Origin of the sequence: Furfurilactobacillus siliginis, from assembly GCF_001437435.1 — a bacterium.
Taxonomy (GTDB): domain Bacteria; phylum Bacillota; class Bacilli; order Lactobacillales; family Lactobacillaceae; genus Furfurilactobacillus; species Furfurilactobacillus siliginis.
Genome location: NZ_JQCB01000008.1, coordinates 74,026 through 94,043, shown reverse-complemented (window position 1 = coordinate 94,043; position 20,018 = coordinate 74,026). Strand labels below are relative to the sequence as shown.

The 20,018-nt window shown below is 44.5% G+C and carries 25 protein-coding genes; 18 read left to right on the top strand and 7 right to left on the bottom strand.

From position 1 onward, the window contains the following. The first annotated feature begins 24 nt into the window (after positions 1–24). The 12 genes from IV55_RS07015 to IV55_RS06965 all read left to right on the top strand — a co-directional run bounded on the left by IV55_RS07015 (position 25) and on the right by IV55_RS06965 (position 7,711). Positions 25–1,143, top strand: coding sequence for a hypothetical protein (locus IV55_RS07015; RefSeq protein WP_057810725.1), 1,119 nt, complete (start codon positions 25–27; stop codon positions 1,141–1,143). An 11-nt stretch (positions 1,144–1,154) separates the two neighbouring features. Next, positions 1,155–1,544 (top strand): hypothetical protein, encoded by a 390-nt coding sequence (locus tag IV55_RS07010; protein ID WP_057810723.1) that lies wholly within the window; start codon positions 1,155–1,157, stop codon positions 1,542–1,544. After that, a complete protein-coding gene (locus IV55_RS10340; protein WP_157047464.1) occupies positions 1,537–1,677 on the top strand; it encodes a hypothetical protein in 141 nt (46 codons plus the stop codon). Before IV55_RS07010 ends, IV55_RS10340 begins: the two co-directional genes overlap by 8 nt. Before the next feature lie 21 nt (positions 1,678–1,698). Next, positions 1,699–2,142, top strand: coding sequence for a hypothetical protein (locus tag IV55_RS07005; protein ID WP_057810721.1), 444 nt, complete (start codon positions 1,699–1,701; stop codon positions 2,140–2,142). Then, the gene (locus tag IV55_RS07000; RefSeq protein ID WP_057810719.1) at positions 2,135–2,485 is read left to right on the top strand and encodes a hypothetical protein; all 351 of its coding nucleotides are present in this window, start codon (positions 2,135–2,137) and stop codon (positions 2,483–2,485) included. The genes IV55_RS07005 and IV55_RS07000 overlap by 8 nt, the downstream gene beginning before the upstream one ends. After that, positions 2,475–3,026, top strand: coding sequence for a phage holin, LLH family (locus IV55_RS06995; protein WP_057810717.1), 552 nt, complete (start codon positions 2,475–2,477; stop codon positions 3,024–3,026). The genes IV55_RS07000 and IV55_RS06995 overlap by 11 nt, the downstream gene beginning before the upstream one ends. Then, positions 3,007–4,275, top strand: coding sequence for a GH25 family lysozyme (locus IV55_RS06990; RefSeq protein ID WP_057810715.1), 1,269 nt, complete (start codon positions 3,007–3,009; stop codon positions 4,273–4,275). Before IV55_RS06995 ends, IV55_RS06990 begins: the two co-directional genes overlap by 20 nt. A gap of 322 nt (positions 4,276–4,597) precedes the next feature. Then, the gene (gene mreB / locus IV55_RS06985; RefSeq protein WP_057810713.1) at positions 4,598–5,584 is read left to right on the top strand and encodes a rod shape-determining protein; all 987 of its coding nucleotides are present in this window, start codon (positions 4,598–4,600) and stop codon (positions 5,582–5,584) included. 14 nt (positions 5,585–5,598) lie between these two features. Continuing rightward, entirely contained in the window at positions 5,599–5,907 is a 309-nt protein-coding gene (gene yidD, locus IV55_RS06980; RefSeq protein ID WP_057810711.1) for a membrane protein insertion efficiency factor YidD, read from the top strand. After that, positions 5,891–6,115, top strand: coding sequence for a DUF2969 domain-containing protein (locus IV55_RS06975; RefSeq protein WP_057810709.1), 225 nt, complete (start codon positions 5,891–5,893; stop codon positions 6,113–6,115). The genes yidD and IV55_RS06975 overlap by 17 nt, the downstream gene beginning before the upstream one ends. Positions 6,116–6,179: 64 nt before the next feature. Beyond that, complete coding sequence (locus IV55_RS06970) at positions 6,180–7,391, top strand: FtsW/RodA/SpoVE family cell cycle protein (protein WP_057810707.1); 1,212 nt, start codon at positions 6,180–6,182, stop codon at positions 7,389–7,391. A 20-nt stretch (positions 7,392–7,411) separates the two neighbouring features. After that, positions 7,412–7,711 carry a glycine cleavage system H family protein gene (locus IV55_RS06965; protein WP_057810705.1) on the top strand — a complete coding sequence of 100 codons (300 nt, stop codon included), beginning with the start codon at positions 7,412–7,414 and terminating at the stop codon, positions 7,709–7,711. Positions 7,712–7,807: 96 nt separating this feature from the next. Here the strand turns inward: IV55_RS06965 and IV55_RS06960 are convergent, their stop codons facing one another. Then, complete coding sequence (locus tag IV55_RS06960) at positions 7,808–8,521, bottom strand: gamma-glutamyl-gamma-aminobutyrate hydrolase family protein (RefSeq protein WP_057810703.1); 714 nt, start codon at positions 8,519–8,521, stop codon at positions 7,808–7,810. A 121-nt stretch (positions 8,522–8,642) separates the two neighbouring features. Here IV55_RS06960 and IV55_RS06955 point away from each other — a divergent pair, with 121 nt between their 5' ends. The 5 genes from IV55_RS06955 (at position 8,643) to IV55_RS06935 (ending at position 13,357) form a co-directional block, all read left to right on the top strand. Beyond that, positions 8,643–9,656: a DUF2785 domain-containing protein gene (locus IV55_RS06955; protein ID WP_057810701.1), complete on the top strand. Its 1,014-nt coding sequence runs from the start codon at positions 8,643–8,645 to the stop codon at positions 9,654–9,656. Positions 9,657–9,785: 129 nt separating this feature from the next. Further along, positions 9,786–10,922 (top strand): D-alanine--D-alanine ligase family protein, encoded by a 1,137-nt coding sequence (locus IV55_RS06950; protein ID WP_057810699.1) that lies wholly within the window; start codon positions 9,786–9,788, stop codon positions 10,920–10,922. 234 nt (positions 10,923–11,156) lie between these two features. Further along, positions 11,157–11,705 carry a DNA-3-methyladenine glycosylase I gene (locus tag IV55_RS06945; RefSeq protein WP_057810696.1) on the top strand — a complete coding sequence of 183 codons (549 nt, stop codon included), beginning with the start codon at positions 11,157–11,159 and terminating at the stop codon, positions 11,703–11,705. 213 nt (positions 11,706–11,918) lie between these two features. Continuing rightward, a complete protein-coding gene (locus tag IV55_RS06940; RefSeq protein ID WP_057810695.1) occupies positions 11,919–12,443 on the top strand; it encodes a GNAT family N-acetyltransferase in 525 nt (174 codons plus the stop codon). Between the two features lie 35 nt (positions 12,444–12,478). Then, a complete protein-coding gene (locus tag IV55_RS06935) occupies positions 12,479–13,357 on the top strand; it encodes a helix-turn-helix domain-containing protein (RefSeq protein ID WP_162260738.1) in 879 nt (292 codons plus the stop codon). A 103-nt stretch (positions 13,358–13,460) separates the two neighbouring features. On the opposite strand, the gene IV55_RS06930 is transcribed toward IV55_RS06935, so the two are convergent. The 6 genes from IV55_RS06930 to IV55_RS06905 form a co-directional block, all read right to left on the bottom strand. Next, positions 13,461–13,952, bottom strand: a complete 492-nt coding sequence (locus tag IV55_RS06930; protein WP_057810692.1) for a universal stress protein — start codon at positions 13,950–13,952, stop codon at positions 13,461–13,463. A gap of 141 nt (positions 13,953–14,093) precedes the next feature. Continuing rightward, on the bottom strand, positions 14,094–14,381 hold the full coding sequence (locus IV55_RS06925; protein WP_057810689.1) for a hypothetical protein: 288 nt from the start codon (positions 14,379–14,381) through the stop codon (positions 14,094–14,096). Positions 14,382–14,706: 325 nt separating this feature from the next. Then, a complete protein-coding gene (locus IV55_RS06920) occupies positions 14,707–16,011 on the bottom strand; it encodes a replication-associated recombination protein A (protein ID WP_057810687.1) in 1,305 nt (434 codons plus the stop codon). A 101-nt stretch (positions 16,012–16,112) separates the two neighbouring features. Beyond that, positions 16,113–16,589: a YueI family protein gene (locus IV55_RS06915; protein ID WP_057810685.1), complete on the bottom strand. Its 477-nt coding sequence runs from the start codon at positions 16,587–16,589 to the stop codon at positions 16,113–16,115. A 141-nt stretch (positions 16,590–16,730) separates the two neighbouring features. After that, on the bottom strand, positions 16,731–17,339 hold the full coding sequence (rpsD, locus tag IV55_RS06910; protein WP_057810683.1) for a 30S ribosomal protein S4: 609 nt from the start codon (positions 17,337–17,339) through the stop codon (positions 16,731–16,733). 203 nt (positions 17,340–17,542) lie between these two features. Next, entirely contained in the window at positions 17,543–18,013 is a 471-nt protein-coding gene (locus IV55_RS06905) for a GAF domain-containing protein (protein ID WP_057810681.1), read from the bottom strand. A 234-nt stretch (positions 18,014–18,247) separates the two neighbouring features. Here IV55_RS06905 and ezrA point away from each other — a divergent pair, with 234 nt between their 5' ends. Continuing rightward, positions 18,248–19,951, top strand: coding sequence for a septation ring formation regulator EzrA (gene ezrA / locus IV55_RS06900; RefSeq protein ID WP_057810680.1), 1,704 nt, complete (start codon positions 18,248–18,250; stop codon positions 19,949–19,951). The last annotated feature ends 67 nt before the right edge of the window (positions 19,952–20,018 follow it).

Genomic DNA, 20,018 nt, shown 5'->3' with positions numbered 1-20,018 from the left:
TTTATGGAGAAAAGGAGGCAACAAATGATTCCAAATATTGATCCGACTAATGCAAAGGGAGTCGTAACCGCTGCTTGGAATGGGATTTACGAACAAGTTAATCTCAATCTGAACGGTGCTAATCAAGAAGTTGCCATCAGGCAACTGAACGGTCGGCAAGGGGATAATCATCGGCCGGTTAACCTGCAGTTAGTCAAGAGTGATGGGAACAATGCGAACAACGTTATTCCATATAATTACGGTGCTCTATATCCACAAATCGTGGGTAAGGATGCAGAGGACAACACGCTTGAATTCGGTGACGACTGGCACGCAGAAGATCCACAGTCAGGCTTTATCAACATTAGCGTGCCAACACAAGCGTATGTGGCAGTTGGCCTGAGTAAGAATATGTATCTACGGATGATTGACGATAACGGTACCGTAGTCAGTTCTGTACCAATCGTCTATGAGACTGAACAGGATTCTGCCATGTTGAGTAATCCCGAGGCTCAAACGTATATGCAGAAGGTCGACCAAATGATTGACCTGGTCAGTAACCGAATTGGTCCACTGTTGACGGCACTCGCAACTACTAAGCAATCAGCCGATATTACAGACGCTGACGTAAAAGACCTCGTTAAAAAGATTGCTGACAATACTGTTGGTGTTCTGTCTCGCGACCAAACGTGGACAGGTCATAATCAATTTACAGGCCTGCTGACTGCAAAAATTCTAGATGCTGCTGGGACTATCCACATCAATGGGTTTGACATGCAGCAGCTCATCAACTTTTACAAGACGTTCAGTGACACCGGTTGGACGCATGACGCGACAGCTTGGTTGAATGGTGCTTACGCATGGAAAGGCACACAAGGCTTTTGGATGCGCAAAGTTACCTTTATGGGCGTGCATCTAATTTTCATCTCGCTCGCCTGCTGGTTGCCAGATGGCTCGAATGGGGACATTCCCGTTGTCGCCATGCCACTTGATTGGGTCGGTGATGTGACTGATAACAGCTACTTTAATGTTCCAATCTGGGGTGTTGCCAACGGTTCAACGGCTTTGCTTGGGGCTAGCATTAATACGTCCTCACAGTTGGTCATTAAGGCAAGTGGCGGCAAGAACATCGGTGTTAATGGCACCATGCTTTACGTCAACTAAGGAGGTCTAATATGGATAACGAACAAACTCAAAAGATTTCTCAAGTACCGATGTATTACGCGGATAATCATGGTCACTTACGTTCGAAACTTGTTCCGCAAGATTATATTTGTCAAGCGTACGAGACACTTGAAACGCCAACTAATTCACCATATGAGCCAGTAATGGTAGCTAATGGCCACGTTACCGGAGCAACGCTAGAGGAACACCTTGCCTGGCAGAAGCAACAGCCTGATTACGTTGAGCCGGCCATACCTGAACCAGATGCGACAGCTGTTCTTGGCGGTCAAGTTGCGGTACTCACATCTAAAGTAACGAATTTAACACAGGTCAACGCTCAGTTGGGCGCTCAATTAGCAACAGCCCTGGCAGGCAAAAAGGAGGAAAAGACAAATGCATAGTGCAATGTTTGAGATTGTTAAATCGTGGCGTGAAACAACGCCGGATGTTTGGAACGATACCATGTTAAAGACAGCAGTTTCCATTAGTTGGATTACCGATGCTGAACGTACTGAGATTATTCAAGGCAATTAGCTGAGTGAAAGGGGTGAGGCTATGCCAGTCAGATTTTTCAAGAATCATTTTTGGATTGAACAAGGCGCCGAAACCCTGTGGATGGCCTGGTACCTAGAATACTTTCAAAACTCTTTTGCAGCACATGATCATCTGTGGATTGACAGCATGTTCGGCCACCTAGATGATCCGTGGGTACCGATGATTCTAACGGCAATTGGAATTTTCGCACTGATTGTCGGTATCTGGGATTTGCACAGATTCTACGCTCGCCAAATTATGGTCGGTAGTCTTCAATTTGTGTGGACACTGTTTGCTGTGGCCTTCGTTTGGCATGACCTTCACACGGGTATGTTAGGTTGGATGACTGGTATCAGCGTCATTGTCTGCATCAGAATATTTGTGAATTACATCAAGCCAACGTTTCATGGCAAGATGTTAGAAAATGAAATTAAATTGGTAAACGGCGGTGATAAGCGTGAATGAAATTACTATTGCGCTGATTACTGCTGTTGTAACCGCAATTGCAACGATTGGTGCTCAATGGCTAGTGAACAAGAGCAACGTTAAAGTGGCCAACATCGAATCATACCCAGACATGGCAGAACAATTAAGTAAGGCGATTGAACAGAACCTTGCCATAAATGCAAAACTGACTGAAGCAACTGAAAGACTTAGTGATGCGACTGCTCAAACGAAACAATCAAATGAAAACTTGGTCAAGGCTACTGCCGTCATTCGTGAAATGGTCGACGAGGTCAAACGCATTGGTGGTGACGCCTCTGTTGGCATTGCATACCTAAAGGAGAGAAATAATAATGAACAGTAATTTTTGGAATGATTTATTGACGCTCGGTGTAGTCACTGGGCTTTTTTCATGGTTTTATTTTGGCTTGCTGTCACCAGCAGTCCATCAGTGGATTGCGACGCAAAATGCTTCTAAGGCCAAACAAGTTGAGGAGTTGTTGATTACTCTAGCAGACACCGCTGTACGTGGCCTATCAGTCAATCTGGCTGCTACTGGTGCTGACAAGAAAGCCGAAGCTGTTAAGCGAGTTAACTCTGCATTACTGGCTAAGGGTATCAACGTTGATACACAAAGAATTGCTGACACGGTTGAACGGTCATTTCAAGGCTTTGCACAAACAAATGCGCCGGCACTTGCCAATGCCCAGTCAGCCTACGAACGGCAATCAGCTTCTGCAGCTGCACAATTGTCAGCTGCTCAAAGCGCTGATAGTGTTGCGACTAGTGCGCCAACTGGTCTGAATCCGACAATGGGAGCGACTGCACCATCATCGACAGCTAGTCCATTAACTTCGAATGCACCTGAAAGTGGGGCGACAACTAATGGCCAATCTGTTCAATGATGTAGCTGTTTTTCAACGCGACGATTTAGCGTTCTTTCAAGCACTGGCCGCCAAAGGTTCTAAAGCCGTAATCATCAAATTGACGCAAGGCAGCTGGTACGTTAATCCTAAGTTCGTTAACCAATATAACAATGCTCAAGCAGCTGGTCTACAAGTGCACGTCTACCATTACTTTACCGGCCAACCAAATGAAGCACAGTGGTTGATTGCCAACATCAAATCTATGGGAATTAGTGGTGATCCTATCAATATCTTGAATGACGTTGAAGATCCGTCACTGGTTTGGAATCCAATGATTGCGGTTAATCTGTTCACGCAACAGATGATCGACGCTGGTTATGGAGCTGACATCAACTGGACGTATGGTCCCGCTTCGTGGTTTAAAGAAGGCCGTTTAGTGAAGAGCCAGCTGACTGCTAAGCACATCTGGCCCGCTTCTTATGGCACATCGCAACCCGGCGTTGATGATGCCGAAGCGTGGCAATATACGGATAACTTCGATGGCATGCCAGTTGACGCTTCGTATGACTTTAGCGGCCTACTTACTTCTGGTCAGACACAGACAGCAGGTAAGTGGGTTGATGGATCACAAGGCTGGTGGTATCAAAACGCTGACGGTTCCTATCCTACGGGTTGGTCACAGATTGACGGTCAATGGTTCTACTTTGATGGTAATGGCTGGATGCAGATTGGTTGGCAGATGGTCAACGGTGCCTGGTATTTATTGGACAGCAACATCGATGGTCATCAGGGTCAGATGTTGACAGGCTGGCAACTCGTTAATGATCACTGGTACTACCTGAATGACCAGGGACAGTTACAGGCCGGTTGGTTGAATCTTGACGGCGGTTGGTACTATTGCGACCCGTCTAACGGTGCCATGCAGTCGTGGTGGCAGTTGATCAACGGCAACTGGTATTTCTTGGACAGTCATGGAGTCATGGCAACCGGCTGGTACCAAGTTAGTGATAAGTGGTATCTGTTTGATGATCAAGGTCATTTGTTGAGTAATTGGCAAGCCGTTGATGGCAAGTGGTACTATCTTGACCCAACCGACGGTCATATGGTTACTGGCTGGCTGCAGTATCAGAATCAGTGGTACTTGTTGAACAGCGATGGCTCGATGGCAACCGGCTGGGTCTCACGTCCGGTCTGGTATCACATGGGTGCCAATGGTGCGATGCAAACCGGCACGCAGACGATTGACGGTAAGCAATACACGTTTGATGAAAATGGGAAAATGAAATAAAAATTGAATAACTAGTTTTACTGATACTAAAGGCGCTCATTCCGTAATTGGAGTGAGCGCCTTTTTTGCATTTTATGAATAATTTTTATTTTCTTAAAACTATGTATTTTCCGTTATGCCTGCCGATACTGTACACAAAATCGTGCACATAAGTTTATAATGCTATCTAATCGTATCAAATAATTTGGCAATTTTGAATGTTTCACAATCCCATGTGTAGCAAGCAGAATGCCGATTTAATAAGGATAATAGGCAGTGTACTCACAGCCTATCTTTTGGTATAATTGTGCATTGAAATTGTCGTTTTTGAAAGGAGTTCCACATGGCCAAAGATATTGGAATCGATTTAGGCACGGCCAACGTGTTGATCTATGTTGTTGGTAAGGGCATCGTGTTGGACGAACCGTCCGTCGTCGCCGTAGATACCAAGACTGATCGTGTTTTAGCCGTGGGGTCCGAAGCTTACCGGATGGTAGGTCGGACACCAAGTAACATCCGGGCGATTCGCCCATTGAAAGACGGGGTCATTTCAGACTTTGATGTTACGGAAGAAATGCTGTCATACTTTATTGATAAGCTTAACGTGAAGGGCTTTATGTCACGTCCAAATATCATGATCTGTGCCCCAACTAATATTACTGAAATTGAACGTAAAGCAATCATTCAAGCTGCTGAAAAATCAGGTGGTGCGAAGGTTTACTTGGAATACGAACCAAAAGTTGCCGCAATCGGCGCTGGCCTAGATGTCTATCAGGCTACTGGGAATATGGTTATTGATATTGGTGGGGGAACCTCTGATATTGCCGTTTTGTCGCTTGGCGATATTGTTGCCAGTACCTCTTTACGCATGGCTGGAGACCGCATGAATGCGGATATCGCAGCTTATGTTAAGCGTGAACATGGATTGACTATCGGTGAACATTCAGCTGAAAACATCAAGATTAAGATTGGGACAGCGATTCAAGTTGATCATCCAGAAACGATGGAAGTTCGTGGTCGGGATTCATCTGATGGGATGCCACACTCTGTTGAAATCAATGCGAATGAAGTTGAAGCAGCCTTGCATGATACTTTACAGCAGATTATCGACGCTGCTCACGGGGTTTTGGAACGAATTCAGCCTGAATTAGCAGCTGATATTATTGACCGCGGTATCATTTTGACCGGTGGTGGCTCATTACTTCATGGTATTGATCAGCTTGTTTCCCGCGAACTACAAGTGCCAGTCATGATTTCTGAACAACCATTGGATAATGTTGCCAAAGGTGCTGGTCAATTATTGGAACGGATGAGTAAGTCAAACGGGTAAATGAGGTGTTGGGGATGAAGTGGTTATTGACCAAGCTAGTGCGTGGGTACCAACGCTTTATTTCACCACTGTTTCCACCGAGCTGTCGGTACTATCCAACGTGTTCAAATTACATGCTGACGGCAGTGACGAAACATGGCGCATTCTTGGGCTTTATCATGGGCTTTGCGCGAATTTTACGGTGCAACCCATTCATTCGCGGCGGCTATGATCCAGTTCCAAATTACTTTACTGTGCGTCGCAATCCAGATCCTGATGATATGGATCCGATTGTGGCGGCATACTTTCATGGAGAACATAAGCGAAATGGCAAAAAAAGATAAGACGATTCCCGTAACCATTGATGATGTGACTGTGGGTGACAAAACTGTTGCTCAAATCACAGTAAATAAGCAGGTTATCGGACAAATTGAAGAACAAGAAGCAGATAAAAAGTACTTGGCCACACTAAATGATGGTCAGAAGTTTATTGCCAAGAGCCAAGAAGCTGCTTTACAGGCTGTTTTAGCTGATTATAATTTGCACGGCTAATTAGTCGTTACGTAGTTTTAATGGTCTATGAGGCTTGGCTTGGCGCTCTGCAGGGAGGTTACACGTGCAACAACGAACTTCAGCCAGTCGTGGTGAAAAGGACATTGACGTTCGTATCGACTGGGGCATTATTTTTTGTGTATTAATGTTAGCTTTGATTGGCATTGCGTCTATTTATGTAGCTGCTGCGCATGACGCTAAAACCGTCAGTGTTGTCAGACAGGTAATCACCCAAGTTGTGTGGTACGCGATTGGGACAGTGGCCATTGTCATTTTGATGCAGTTTGATTCAGAACAATTGTGGCGGTTGGCACCTTTAGCGTATGGTGTCGGGATCTTCTTACTGGTCGCGGTGTTAGTGTTTTACAGTCGGGCATACTATGTTCAAACTGGGGCCCGTAGCTGGTTTGCGATTGGGCCGTTGACATTTCAACCGTCTGAAGTGATGAAACCGGCCTACATTTTAATGATGGCGCGCGTAATCTCGATGCATAATAACCAGTATCCAACGCACACGATGAAAACCGATTGGTGGCTCATTGGAAAAATGATTGCCTGGACGTTACCAATTTTTGTGTTGATGAAATTGCAAAACGATTTTGGGACCAACCTGGTTTTCGCCGCCATTTTAGCGGGTATGATTCTAGTTTCGGGGGTTACGTGGCGAATCATTGCGCCGGCCTTTGGGATTGTCGCCGTTGTTGGTGGCACGGCGTTAACACTGGTTGTAACGAGTTGGGGCCGCGTTTTGCTGAGTCACGTTGGTTTTCAGGCGTATCAGTTTGCGCGTGTCGATACCTGGCTGCACCCGGCGGCTGATACTTCAAATCAGGGGTATCAGTTATGGCAAAGCATGAAAGCGATTGGCTCCGGTGGGATTTTTGGAACTGGTTTCAACGTTTCCCACGTGTACGTACCAGTGCGCGAATCAGATATGATTTTCTCCGTTATTGGTGAAAACTTCGGGTTTGTCGGCGGCTTGCTGCTAGTCATGTTGTATTTCTACCTAATTTGGCAAATGGTGCGGGTAACGTTTGATACGCAAAATGAATTTTACGCTTACATCGCAACTGGTGTGATCATGATGATCTTATTCCATGTTTTTGAAAATATCGGAATGAACATTGGGTTACTGCCACTGACGGGGATTCCACTGCCGTTTGTTAGTCAGGGGGGCTCAGCTTTGATTGGTAACCTAATTGGAGTCGGGCTGATCATGTCGATGCGTTATCATTACACAAGTTATATGTTTAGTAATTCAGGACGGTTTAAATAAACAATAAGAGGATGAGTCATATGAATGATGCAGAAAAGTATTTTTGGACAAAGCAAGATGGTGATGTAACCCGTTTGGGACTTACCAAAGATGCCCAAGATGAACTGGGCAACATTACGTACCTTGACTTACCAAAGGTTGGCGATCAGGTGCAGGCTGGTGAAACATTTGCCAGTATGGAAGCCGAGAAGGCCGTTTCTGATATGCCAAGTCCAGTTAGTGGGATTGTTAAAGAAATCAATCCAGCGCTAAAGGATGATTTGGACGTATTGAACGGTGATTGGGATCAAGCTTGGATGCTGACATTAACAACGAAATAGATTTTTGAATAGATTAAAAATGCCGTTGAGATGACCTGTTAGGGCCAACTCAACGGCATTTTTGTCGATTGCTTCAAGAAGCACAGTTTCATTCAGCTAAATACGTGCAATAAAAGCGGCGAATAATTTTGCTGCCTTGGGGTTCGTTTCTGCCATCATTTCTGGGTGAAATTGAACAGCAATAATTTTCCGACGGGAATCTTCCATGGCCTCAACAACGCCATCGCTGGCAGTTGCGGTGACGGTTAAACCAGGGGCTGGCGTCGCTACAGCTTGATGGTGGAAGGTATTGACAAAGCCCGTGTCACCCCAAATTTCATTGAGCAAACTGTCAGGTGTTGTCATGATTTTTTGGGTAGGAGTTCCCCAAGCGGTTGGGTATTGATTGTGACCAATAGGCGTGTTGACTTGAGTCGCAAGGTCTTGAAAGTTGGTACCACCGAGTGTGGCGTTAATGATTTGCAAGCCACGGCATATGCCAAGAATTGGTTTGTGGGCAGCGACAGCTCCCTTGATCAAGGCAGATTCAAATTGATCACGTTGCCAGTCATTGAGACCGTTTTGCGGCAGTGGATCTTCACCGTAAAGGCGTGGACTTACATCCTGCCCACCAGTGAGTAATAAAGCATCAACGTGGCCGATATACGTATCTGCCAGTGTTGGGTCGCCAATAGGCAGTAATACTGGTAGCGCACCAGCTGCAGTTACTGCAGCGACATAATTTTTCTGAGTGTAATCCACATAATTATCATCGAAATGATCACTTGGACGAATTAAGTGGTTAGTTCCAATACCGATAATAGGTTGCATGGGTGAACCTCACTTTCTCTAAATGCTACGACTAGTTTACGCTAAAAGTGCCACAAGCGGGTGAATTTTGTATTTGCCCGTCAAACACCATCAGTTGCCTTTGTAGAAGAACGTCGGTAAGATGAATGCAAGTAAGAAAGGATTAACGATTATGGCGGATGAATTAAAGCAAATTGATGATGTACGAGAACAGTTGCAAGATCTTCGTAAACAGGTTCAAGCAGGCAGTGTCTATCAGTCCTTGGCACCTAAACTGACGGCGTTATTAGAAGCGTTACCACAAAATGATGCACAACCAGTTACACTACCGGATGATGACGACGGTATCGTGGAACTGTTGACCTCGTTACGGGAGCAAATGCAGGCTGCGACGCTCGACATGATTACAGATAAGCAACTTTTAAAATTGATTAATCATTTAGGATCCCCCAGCAGTGACATTCGTGATTACGGTGTGTATTACTTTTTTAATGATGCCTTACAGCAACAGGTATTGACCGATGATCAGATGCGTTTGGCAATGAATGCACTGTTACAGGATAAAGTTCTGTTTAGCCACATTACTGAACCAGAAAATGATGGTGTTTTTGGCCGGTCGTTTGCTGTGATGATTCTTTCCGTTTTAGCCTATGCAGACCGTGTTGGCTATCAGTTTATGTCAGCGGAAATGTCAGAACGGCTCGTCGTCCAGTTGATGACATACATGGCGCTTGAAAATGACACGCGCGGATTCGTAGGTGAAAAGGGATGGGCGCATGCTTATACCCACATTGGTAATTTGCTGGATGAACTAGCAGACAGCAAAACGTTGGCACGCGCTGATAAAATCTTTTTAATGGACGAATTGTTGGTTAAATACCAACACTTAAGTTCCCCACTTATCTTTGGTGAAGATCGTAGGTTGGCCGCGTACTTAGCAACGCTCATCAACACGAATGATCTTTATGCCCAGGCCTTTTTGCAGACATGGCGTCAGTGGCGCGTTCAGCTGCGGCAAATGAACCAACCACAAACAGAGGGGGAATGGACGAAGTTGTTCAATCGCTCACGGTTATTGTCATCATTACTGTTACGTGATGATTTGCCGTCTGAAGTCACAACGGTTTTATTAGCCGAAAGTGATTTCATGGCCTGATTTACTTCCTGTGTAAAAATTAAAAAATTGATTAGGGGTGCCGGCTTTTTTGCTGGCACCCTTAGTTGTCTGTTATACTTAGGGTTCGATAAAGCGAACGGAAAAAATAAGAATAGGATGATTAATTTCATGGATAATAAGAAACTACACATTGCCCTATTGTTTGGCGGAAACTCTTCAGAACATGATGTTTCCAAACGGTCTGCACATAACATTTATGATGCAATGGATAAAGATAAGTATGACGTCAGCTTGTTTATGTTCACCAAAGATGGTGTGTTGTTAGGCAACGATGCATCACATCGAATTTTTGACGGCGAAGATGAAGATCAAGTGGTGGCAGAGGCATTGCCACATATTGATCAGCATAATCCGTTAGCGCCTTTAATGGCCTTGTCTGAAGTAAAAGACATTGATTTGTTTTACCCTGTCATTCACGGGAACTTAGGCGAGGATGGTACGATTCAGGGCTTATTCAAACTGTTAAAGAAGCCTTTCATTGGTAGTAATGTTTTGGGCTCTGCAATGGCTTTTGATAAAGACATTACAAAGCGGATTTTGACACAAGCGCGTGTCCGTAACACGGAATACGTGGTCATTACTCCTGAAAACAAGAGCGCTATGGACTATGAAACAGTTGCTGCCAAAGTTGGTCGCGTGATGTTCTTGAAGCCTGCCAACCAAGGGTCTTCTGTTGGGATTCATAAGGTGCGTAATGCCGAAGAATTCGACGCTGGTTTAGCCGACGCCTTGCAATATGACTTTAAAGTGCTGGCAGAAGAATCCATTGATCATCCACAAGAAATTGAAATTTCAATTTTGGGTAATGAACAGCCACGAGCATCTAAACTAGGTGCGGTTCGTGTACCTGAGTCTGACACGTTCTATGACTACAACAATAAGTTCGTTGATGCGAGTGGTGTCGTTTTCGAATTACCAGTTGTGTTGCCTGATACGTTGGCCAAAGAGATTACAAAAATGGGCCTAGATGCATATGTTGCTTTGGGCTTGAAGGGCTTGGCGCGGATTGACTTCTTGGTTTCAGAAGACGGTGTGCCTTACTTAAGTGAACCGAATACACTACCAGGCTTTACAAATATCAGTTTATATCCACAGCTATGGGGTGTTTCAGGGATTGATTATGCCTCTCTGATTGACGAAATTATCGCGTATGGTTTGGCTGAATATAAACGGAATCAAGAGATTAGCTACTCCTTTACGAAGCTTGGCACGGAACGTGTTGGTGAAAAGAAGTACAACGAATAAAGAGATAAAAATCCTACGACAGAATTACTTTTGTCGCAGGATTTTTTTAGTTATGAACTTAAATGGCGAAAACGTAGTCCAAAAGTCAAGTCGTTGTGCAGAGGATGAACTACCTACCAGGTTGAAGCCCAACCCGTACGGCAGTTCTAGGTCTTGCTCACGACTTATATACGACAACCCACAAGTAAATTCCGCCTTATTGCGTATGTAATATAAAAAAGGCAGGAACTGAGAATGACACAACGATGTGCTTGGGCAAATAAAAGTGCGCTACTGATGCACTATCACGATGAGGAGTGGGGCCGACCAGTGGTGGATGATGATCTTTTATTTAAGCAACTATGCTTACAGATTTTTCAAACTGGACTTAGCTGGTCGTTGATTTTACAGCGACGTGATGCGTTAAGCAATGCGTTAGCACAGTTTGATGTCGATACGTTGGCTGGTTTTACACAAAGAGAAAAGCAGATGTACTTAAATAAAAATGGTGTCATTGCCAACCCACGGAAACTGGATGCAATTGTTCATAACGCACAATGCTGGCAAGAAACGCGTCACGAAGGTTTAGCACCATTGGCACAATTATTGCTGTTACAGGCAGATTATCAAACTGATGAGGATCCTAAAATGAGTGCAGAAGCAGTCTGTACGTTTACTGGACAAACTCGCCAAAAATTTATGGATTGGTCGATGATCTGGGTCGGTCCTGGTGTAACACGTAACTTGCTTGCTGCAACGGGCTTTATCGACGGGCATGAAGTGACTTGTGATGCTAACAAGTAGTAAGTAGCATTGGTCCATACCACTAGACGCCTCCTAGAAAACATGCGAAAATAGCATACGTAAAAATCATTTTCTTAATGGTCGCTGATGCCTGCTGGTACAGACGTTTGTCGATCGGTTGATCTTTATGTGGGGGACAAAGTGAATTGAAAGTCGTCACAAGTAGAATTATTTATTGGGATTGCAAAATTTGTAAGTAGAAGGGTGTTTGTGATGGAAGACGTAACGTTGCGACTGGCCACAGCCGCGGACTTGGATCAGGTTATGGTGATTATTCATGCCGCACAACAATTTATTGCCCGCCAGGGATTTGATCAGTGGCAAGATGGTTATCCAGCACAGACAGATATGTTGGCAGATATTACGGCGCAGCAATTATATGTACTGACCTTACATGGACAGGTGGTAGCCGTTGCGGCCGCGGTTCGTGGAATTGATCCGAATTATCGTTTGATTGAGGAGGGTGCCTGGTTGCAAAGTCACGATTACGCAGCTATTCACCGAGTGGCTGTTGCCAATGATTTTCGTGGCGAGCACTTAGGGCAACGGCTATTTGAACGGCTCTTTGCTAAACTTAGTCAAGATGGTGTTGACGCCGTGCGCGTAGACACGCATGCAGGTAATGTACCGATGCAACACTTGCTAACGAGAATCGGATTTGATTTCTGTGGATTTATTTATATTGATGGAACCGCGAAGAGACGTGCTTACGAACATGTTTTACAACCTGCACACTAAAACTGCGCCCAGTTATGAACAACGAGGCAGAGAGAATGAGAATATTAGGAACCCGAATGCGTGCTTATCGTAAGGCACGGGGATTGTCGCAGGCAGCGTTGTCAAAGGACATTTGTACACAGGCAACGATTAGCTTAATTGAGAAACGCAATAAGATTCCGAGTATGCCGATTTTAATGAAATTATGTGCCCGTTTGGGTATTTCAATCAATGAGGTTATCGTTGAAAATAACTATCGTTTAGGACGGCTGTTTGGTGAGATTGGCAAAGCAATCCGCGACCGGCATTATCGCACCGCTGAAGCTCGACTAGACACAATTAAATTTAATAGTTTGAAGGAAAGAGATGAACTGAAAGCCTATTATTACTTTCGAGGAGAAATTCAGCTAGTCAATCATCGCAATACGGATGAAGCTATTTTCAACTTTGGCATGTTGTTGAACCAATTTGGTGGTCAAAAACAGGATATGTACATGGTGATGGGGCGTCTGGGACTCGGATTGGCGTATATGGAAAAACAGGCCTTTGATAAGGCCGATTTGCTTGTTGAACAGGCGGTGACCGATTTAGCACAGTTTGAAGCGGATGGTTTGGAAGCAATTCAAAATCAACTGCGCGTGTTATTAAATGCTGCCAGTTTCTTCCAAAAGCGACAACGCGCGACTAGGGCTTTGAAATTAGTCGATAATGGGATCAAATTAAGCATGGCCAACAGTAGCTTCTATTTATTAGAAGAGTTGTTTGAGGTTAAGGCTATGAGTCAACTAGCCTTGAAAGATAAGCAGTCAGCTCAGAGAAATCTGTATGTTGCCTATGCGTTAGCAACTATTTCTAGTAATAATCGCGTGCTTCATCGGGTCTATCAGGATGCGACGGATAATAATATTCCGCCACTACCACTGAGTGAAGTCTGAGCAAATAGTGTTAAAATGGCTCGATACAGAAGTCTATCGATAGCAAAAACAGGTCCAAGACAAAGGTAATTTTGTCTTGGACCTGTTTTGATAAAATACTTATTTATTTGCTTTCTTTGCTGCCATCAGCAGGCGTCACTGGTTTGTTTTCTAAATCAGTCCGTACGACGAGCACATCACAGATTGCAGCACGTGTAACGTATTCAGTAACAGAGCCAATCAGTAAGCGTTCAACGGCGTTAAGTCCAGTTGCACCAATCATGATTAAATCAGTGCCTTGTTCCTTGGGAACATCTTGGGCGATGATGGACTTTGGAGCACCATACTCAATGGAATATTCACACTTTACGCCGGCTTCTTTTGCTTCGGCAGCGTACTTATCAAGTGTCTTTTTGGCAGTCTCCGTTACCTGTTCCACCATGGTGGTGTCAAAACTAGAAATGTTTTGGAAGGCGCGGGTGTCAACCACGTGAAGTAAATGTAGCTCAGCATCTGCACCGTTACGCTGGGTAACTGCGACCGCTTTCTTGAATGCTAATTCAGCCTCATGTGAACCGTCAATTGGGACCAGAATGTGTTTATATTGTTGTGCCATGAGTTTCACTCCCCTTTATGTTTCTAACCACATTCTACTGTAGTTAGAAACAAAACTAAAGTGAAAGCGCTCTATTTTTACGCATTGTTCTGAAAAAGTGTGCTTTTTAATAAGGGAAGTCGACACATTACGCGGCTTTGTTCAGTTGCGTGGCGCGTTCATCAATGTGACCAAGGTAAGGCCCAGTCCCATGCCTGATAGGCTACCTACTGCAAGTGCAATAACCATGATCACAATGTTCACGGTACCGAGTAGGGCTAACACACCGACAACAGTTAATTCGATGGCCCAAAAGGTAATTACACCCGTGATATTAGGATAACGCTGCGGTGTAAAAAGACTAAAACCGGTTTGTCGATGAAACCATAGGTAGCCAGCTAATGTAAATAAAATGAGTGCGAAGATAATCATTAAGATTGTAATTGCCATAGGGGCCTCCTGCAATAACTGCAAATTTTAAATTAAAAGAAAAGCGCCATTCTCTAGGAGAATGACGCTCCAAAGTATGCACTTTGATGAAAACTAGTGGTGCCGACAATCGGCTCTTCAGAGTTGACCCGCGACAACGCAGGTGGGCTTGTCTGTTAAGGCGTTTGATTACCAAGAGAAAAGGCTTATCATCAACGATACTAGAGTCATGCCCAAAGTAGTAAGACTGTAAGGCAACACTGTAAGTTGAGCCTTGCGTACACCTTAGATTTCATAAAAAGCATAGCATGAAAAATACTGTAGCGCAATCAGAATGGCACCAAATTTAAGACTTTTTGGAATCGTTTTCAGGCGTTAACGCATGTCCGTTAGCGGCCATCAATTTCGTGTATTGTTCACCAAGTGCTGTTTCGAAGCGGCCATTTTGCTTGGGTTGATAATAGACTGCATTTACTAAGCCGTTAGGAAGGTATTGCTGTTTGACCCAGTCATTGGGAAAATCGTGTGGGTATTTGTATTCAACACCGCGGCCAAGCGAAGCAGCACCTTTATAGTGGGCATCCTTTAGATGCAGTGGTACGTCGCCAGAATGACCGGCGTTAACATCTGCTAGGGCCGCATCAACGGCGCTCATCCCAGAATTTGATTTTGGCGATAAGCACAGCTCAATGACAGCATCTGCCAACGGAATGCGCGCTTCAGGCAATCCAAGTTGCTGGGCGGCAGTGACCGCAGCAACTGTGTGTTCTGCCGCTTGCAAATTAGCCATACCGATATCTTCATAGGCGATCACCAGCAAGCGTCGACAAATGATTGGCAGGTCACCAGCTGCAATTAAGCGACTCATGTAGTGTAAGGCAGCATTGACATCAGAACCGCGGACAGACTTTTGCAATGCTGAAATCACGTCATAATGGGCATCGCCATCTTTATCGGCTGAAACGGCTTTTCGCTGTAAGCAGGCTTCGATGACACCCAAGGATATCTGTACGACACCTTTGTTATCCGGATCTGTTGATCGTACTGCTAGTTCAAGTGCGTTAAGTGCGCTACGCAAATCACCATTGGTCGCTGTGGTTAAATGGTGGCGTGCACTGTCAGCTAACGTCACTTGTTGGTCACCAAGGCCGTTTTTCTTATCTGTGAGTGCCCGGGTGAGTGCTGTGTCGATATCATCTGGCGTGAGGGGATGGACTTCGAAAATTTGTGTCCGGCTACGAATGGCCGGATTGATGTTGATGTAAGGATTTTCGGTGGTCGCGCCAATGAGAATGATGGCGCCACTCTCCAACAGGGGGAGTAAGAAGTCTTGTTTTGTCTTATCTAGCCGGTGAATTTCATCTAGTAGTAAAACAACAGTGCCACTCATTTTTGCTTCTTCCGCGACGATTTGAAGATCTTTTTTACCATCGGTGGCGGCATTCAGCATTCGAAATGCATACTTGGTGGACCCGGCAATGGCGCTAGCGATACTGGTTTTTCCAGTGCCAGGTGGGCCGTATAAAATCATGGATGACAACATCTTGGCCTTTACCATGCGATTAATGATCTGACCTTGGCCAACGAGATGTTGTTGACCAACAATGTCTTCAATTCGTTGAGGTCGCATGCGATAAGCTAATGGTTGCATGGACGAATATCTCCTTCGTTAAAATTAAAAAGCGCAGTCACATGACATCAGCGTCGGTAAACACTAAGCACGAGGCTCCGCAAAATTGATTACATAAATGATTAATGCTTGCCAAACAGTGATTTCCAAAAGCCTTGTTTAGGCTGCACTGTCGGTTCACTGTTCGCTTTTGTGGTTGGATACTTTTGGGCAACGTTAATGTGATCGACATCGACGGCTGTTTTAGCAGCGACAACCAAGGCCAGATCCTGATCGTCGGTTTTGAAAGTGGGGTCGTTTTTAATGGTGAACGAAGCCGCGTGCATGGTTGCTACACGAATATAAGGACTTAGTGTTTCTTGTCCTAAATTGCCGTTCAAAAAGACAGTGGTTTTTTCTTCACCTTGTTGATCAAGTTCGGTCGCAAAGGCGGTTAAGTAATCGTCGCTACGTAATTGCGCGACGGTCATTGAGAAGGTAACCCGTTCTCGGAAAGTACCTAAGTAATGACGTTGTTCGTCTGGATTGATTTTTGGCGCACCATAAACGGCATTTTCTAAACGTTGATTAGGATCGCTGTTGCCTTGATTGTCAGCCATGAAGCAGCCTCCTTATAAATTAATCTCTAGCGGTAAGTATAACACAGCTAGACAATGCGACTGATGTGTCGACATCGGCTGCTCGTATAAATAAAAAAAACCGCTGCCAGCGGCAACGGTTTGTAACAAGCAGTAAGGAAATTACAACTTGTTGTAGTATTCAACGATTAATGATTCATCGATGTCAGCATCCAGATCTTCACGTTCTGGTAAACGAACAAGGGAACCCTTTAAGTTTTCTGCGTCAAATTCAACGTATGATGGGCGACCAACAACTGCTTCAACGGCAGCTGTGATAACAACCATCTTCTTGGACTTGTCACGAACGGCAATTTCTTGGCCGACTTTAACTTCGTATGAAGGGATGTCAACACGCTTGCCATCAACAGTGATGTGACCATGGTTAACCAACTGACGAGCTTGACGACGAGTAGTAGCCAAACCTAAGCGGTAAACGATGTTGTCTAAGCGACGTTCCAATAATACTAAGAAGTTAGTACCATGAGTACCCTTACGGATCTTACCAGCCTTTAAGAAAAGGTTAGCAAATTGACGTTCGCTCATACCGTATGTGAAACGGAGCTTTTGCTTTTCGCGCAATTGCGTACCGTATTCTGAAACTTTACCACGACGACCTTGGCCATGATCACCAGGTGCGTATGGACGACGAGCTAATTCTTTACCTGTACCTGAAAGAGAAACGCCAAGACGACGTGAGATCTTCCAAGAAGGCCCTGTATAACGTGACATATTAAATGTCCTCCAAATATTTTTTTGGAGTAAAAGATGCGAAGTGTAGGTTCGGTATTCGTGCAGATTGCTTTGCAAGGTTCACCGGAGCAGCCCCGGGTACTACTTGAACTGATCAACTAACTAGTAGCCTCAGCACCAATCTGTTGACGAGCTTACCACCTACTGCTGCAAATTTTACAACTGGAACAGTATAACGTGGTTTAACGCGTGATGTCAAGGTGAGACATGAGAACGCCTGCAAAGGTTTCAAGTTCTTTTTGATCTGCTTCAGTGAATCGATTTAACGTCGGGGAGTCTAAGTCCAACACACCGAATTGAACATTGTCCTTAGTTAAGGGAATTACTAATTCGGCGTTACTAGCAGCGTCGCAGGCAATGTGATCGGCAAAGGCGTGAACGTTTGCGATGCGTTGGGTCGATTGCTCAGCGTACGCAGTGCCACAAACGCCGCGACCGATTTTGATATGCATACAAGCAACGTTACCTTGGAAGGGTCCTAAGACAAGCTCGTCCTTGTTGTCATCATATAGGTAGAAACCGGCCCAGTTTAAATCGGGTACCGTTTGTTTTAGTAAGGCGCTGGCATTGGCTAAGTTGGCGATAGTGTCGCGCTCATCTGTTAATAATGCATCCAATTGTTGGTTTAATAGGGACAGTGCTGATGTTGTCATAGAACCCTCCTGTATGAAAAAACAAATGCGAATATAAAATATTAGTAAAGTCATCGAAACGTAATCTAAAGCGAAAATGCCGCTATGCTATACTTTTCAGTAGTTAGTGACGTGTTTCTGTGTTAGTTTGGGTAATAATTGGTAATGCAGTCGTTATTAATGAAATAAAGTTTAAATAGTTTTTTCAAAAAAGCAAGTGTTAGACATACTTGCAAACGGGGATGGACGTACATAATGGTTCAAGTGTTAATTGGAATTATCGTTTTAGCAATCATTCTATATGGGTCAGTGTTTATTTTTCAGCAAGTGACCACTCGGCGCGTGCGTTCAATTCAAGAGCGTGCGACTGACTTAACTAAACTCGGTGTTGATCAGCAGGTTGCTGCTGGTCGCAACATGAGTTTAACAGGTCAGTCTTTGGCGGCGTTTAACGAACTCGCTAAAATGTTTCGTGATGTGGACGAAAAGCAATTGCCTACTTTAAACAAGTTATTGGACAAAGTCTTGCATGATGTCCGGGGGATTAACTTTGTCAAGACACGTCGGGAGCAAAAGCAGGCTGAAGCGATGTTGACCACTGCGACAGACCAACTCGATCATGTGCAACAGGGCATCGATGAGCTGAAAAAGGTCGACGGTGAACATCGGGCTGCTGTTGAACACTTGGAAAAGAAATATCAAGATTTACGGAAAGTGCTCCTTTCTCAAAACCTGAGCTTTGGTCCAAGCATTGATAAACTGGAACAAAATCTTGCCAACTTGGAAGAACAGTTCGATCAGTTCACAACGCTTTCTAACCAAGGGGATCACGTTGCTGCCCAAGAGGTATTAGATCAATTAACCACTGGGACAACCGAACTGGAAAACTTGATTGAAGTGATTCCGCCACTGTATGCAGACTTAAAGAGTGGCTTTAACGATCAGTTGACTGATATCACAGATGGTTATCAACAGCTAGCAGCTCAAAATTATGTCTTTGGTGACATTGACCTGCCAGGCCAGGTAAACCGAATTCGCACTGAGATCCAAGCTTCGACACGTAGTTTGGCAAATGTGGATGTGGCTGAAGTGACCACGGTCAACCATAATATTGAAACGCAAATTGATGATTTATATGCCGTACTTGAAAAAGAAGTTAAGGCAAAGCCACAAGTTGATGAGCAACGAGCAGAATTACAAGAATTTGTTGATCATGCGCAGCGTCAAAACCACGCGTTACAAGTTGAATTAGACCGGTTGAGCCAAAGTTATCTACTGAACCATGGTGAGTTAGACAACGCGCAGTCGCTCGGTGATCAAATTCATCAGGTTGTTGAATTACAGCAAACAGATGAAAATGCAATAGTGGCGCATACGGATAGTTTTTCTAATATTGAAAAGCATCAGTCTGAACAGTTGCAAACCTTAACGCAGATTGAACAAGATCAACGGCAAATCAACGATTCTGTAAAAGAGTTACCACAACAAGAAAAGGCTGCTCGGGATCGGTTCCAACGTTTTGACAACCAGTTGCATACGATCAAACGGCAATTGGAAGGGATGAACTTACCTGGATTGCCAAAGGATTATCTAGACTACTTCTACGTTGTGAGTGACGAAGTTGAAAAACTGGGTGGCGCACTGAGCCAAACACAAATCAATATGGAAGATATCACAAAGCAGCTGGTCATGATTCAAGCAGATATTGCCACGTTAGATGAAAAGAGTACCGACTTGCGCGACAGTGCCTTGTTGGCTGAGCAGATGTTGCAGTACGCCAACCGCTATCGTGATAACGAAGAAATGTCGGTTGCAAGTGCACATGCACAACATCTATTTGATAAAGAGTTCCAGTATGCGACGGCGTTAGAAACGATGGCTAATGCATTAGAAACAGTAGAACCAGGTGCTTACCAACGGTTGGAAAACAACTACTATGGCACAACATCAACTGATTAATGGAAGAGAGTTTGGGACAAGATAACTTATGTCCGAAACTCTCTTTTGATTTACACACTTAGATAGA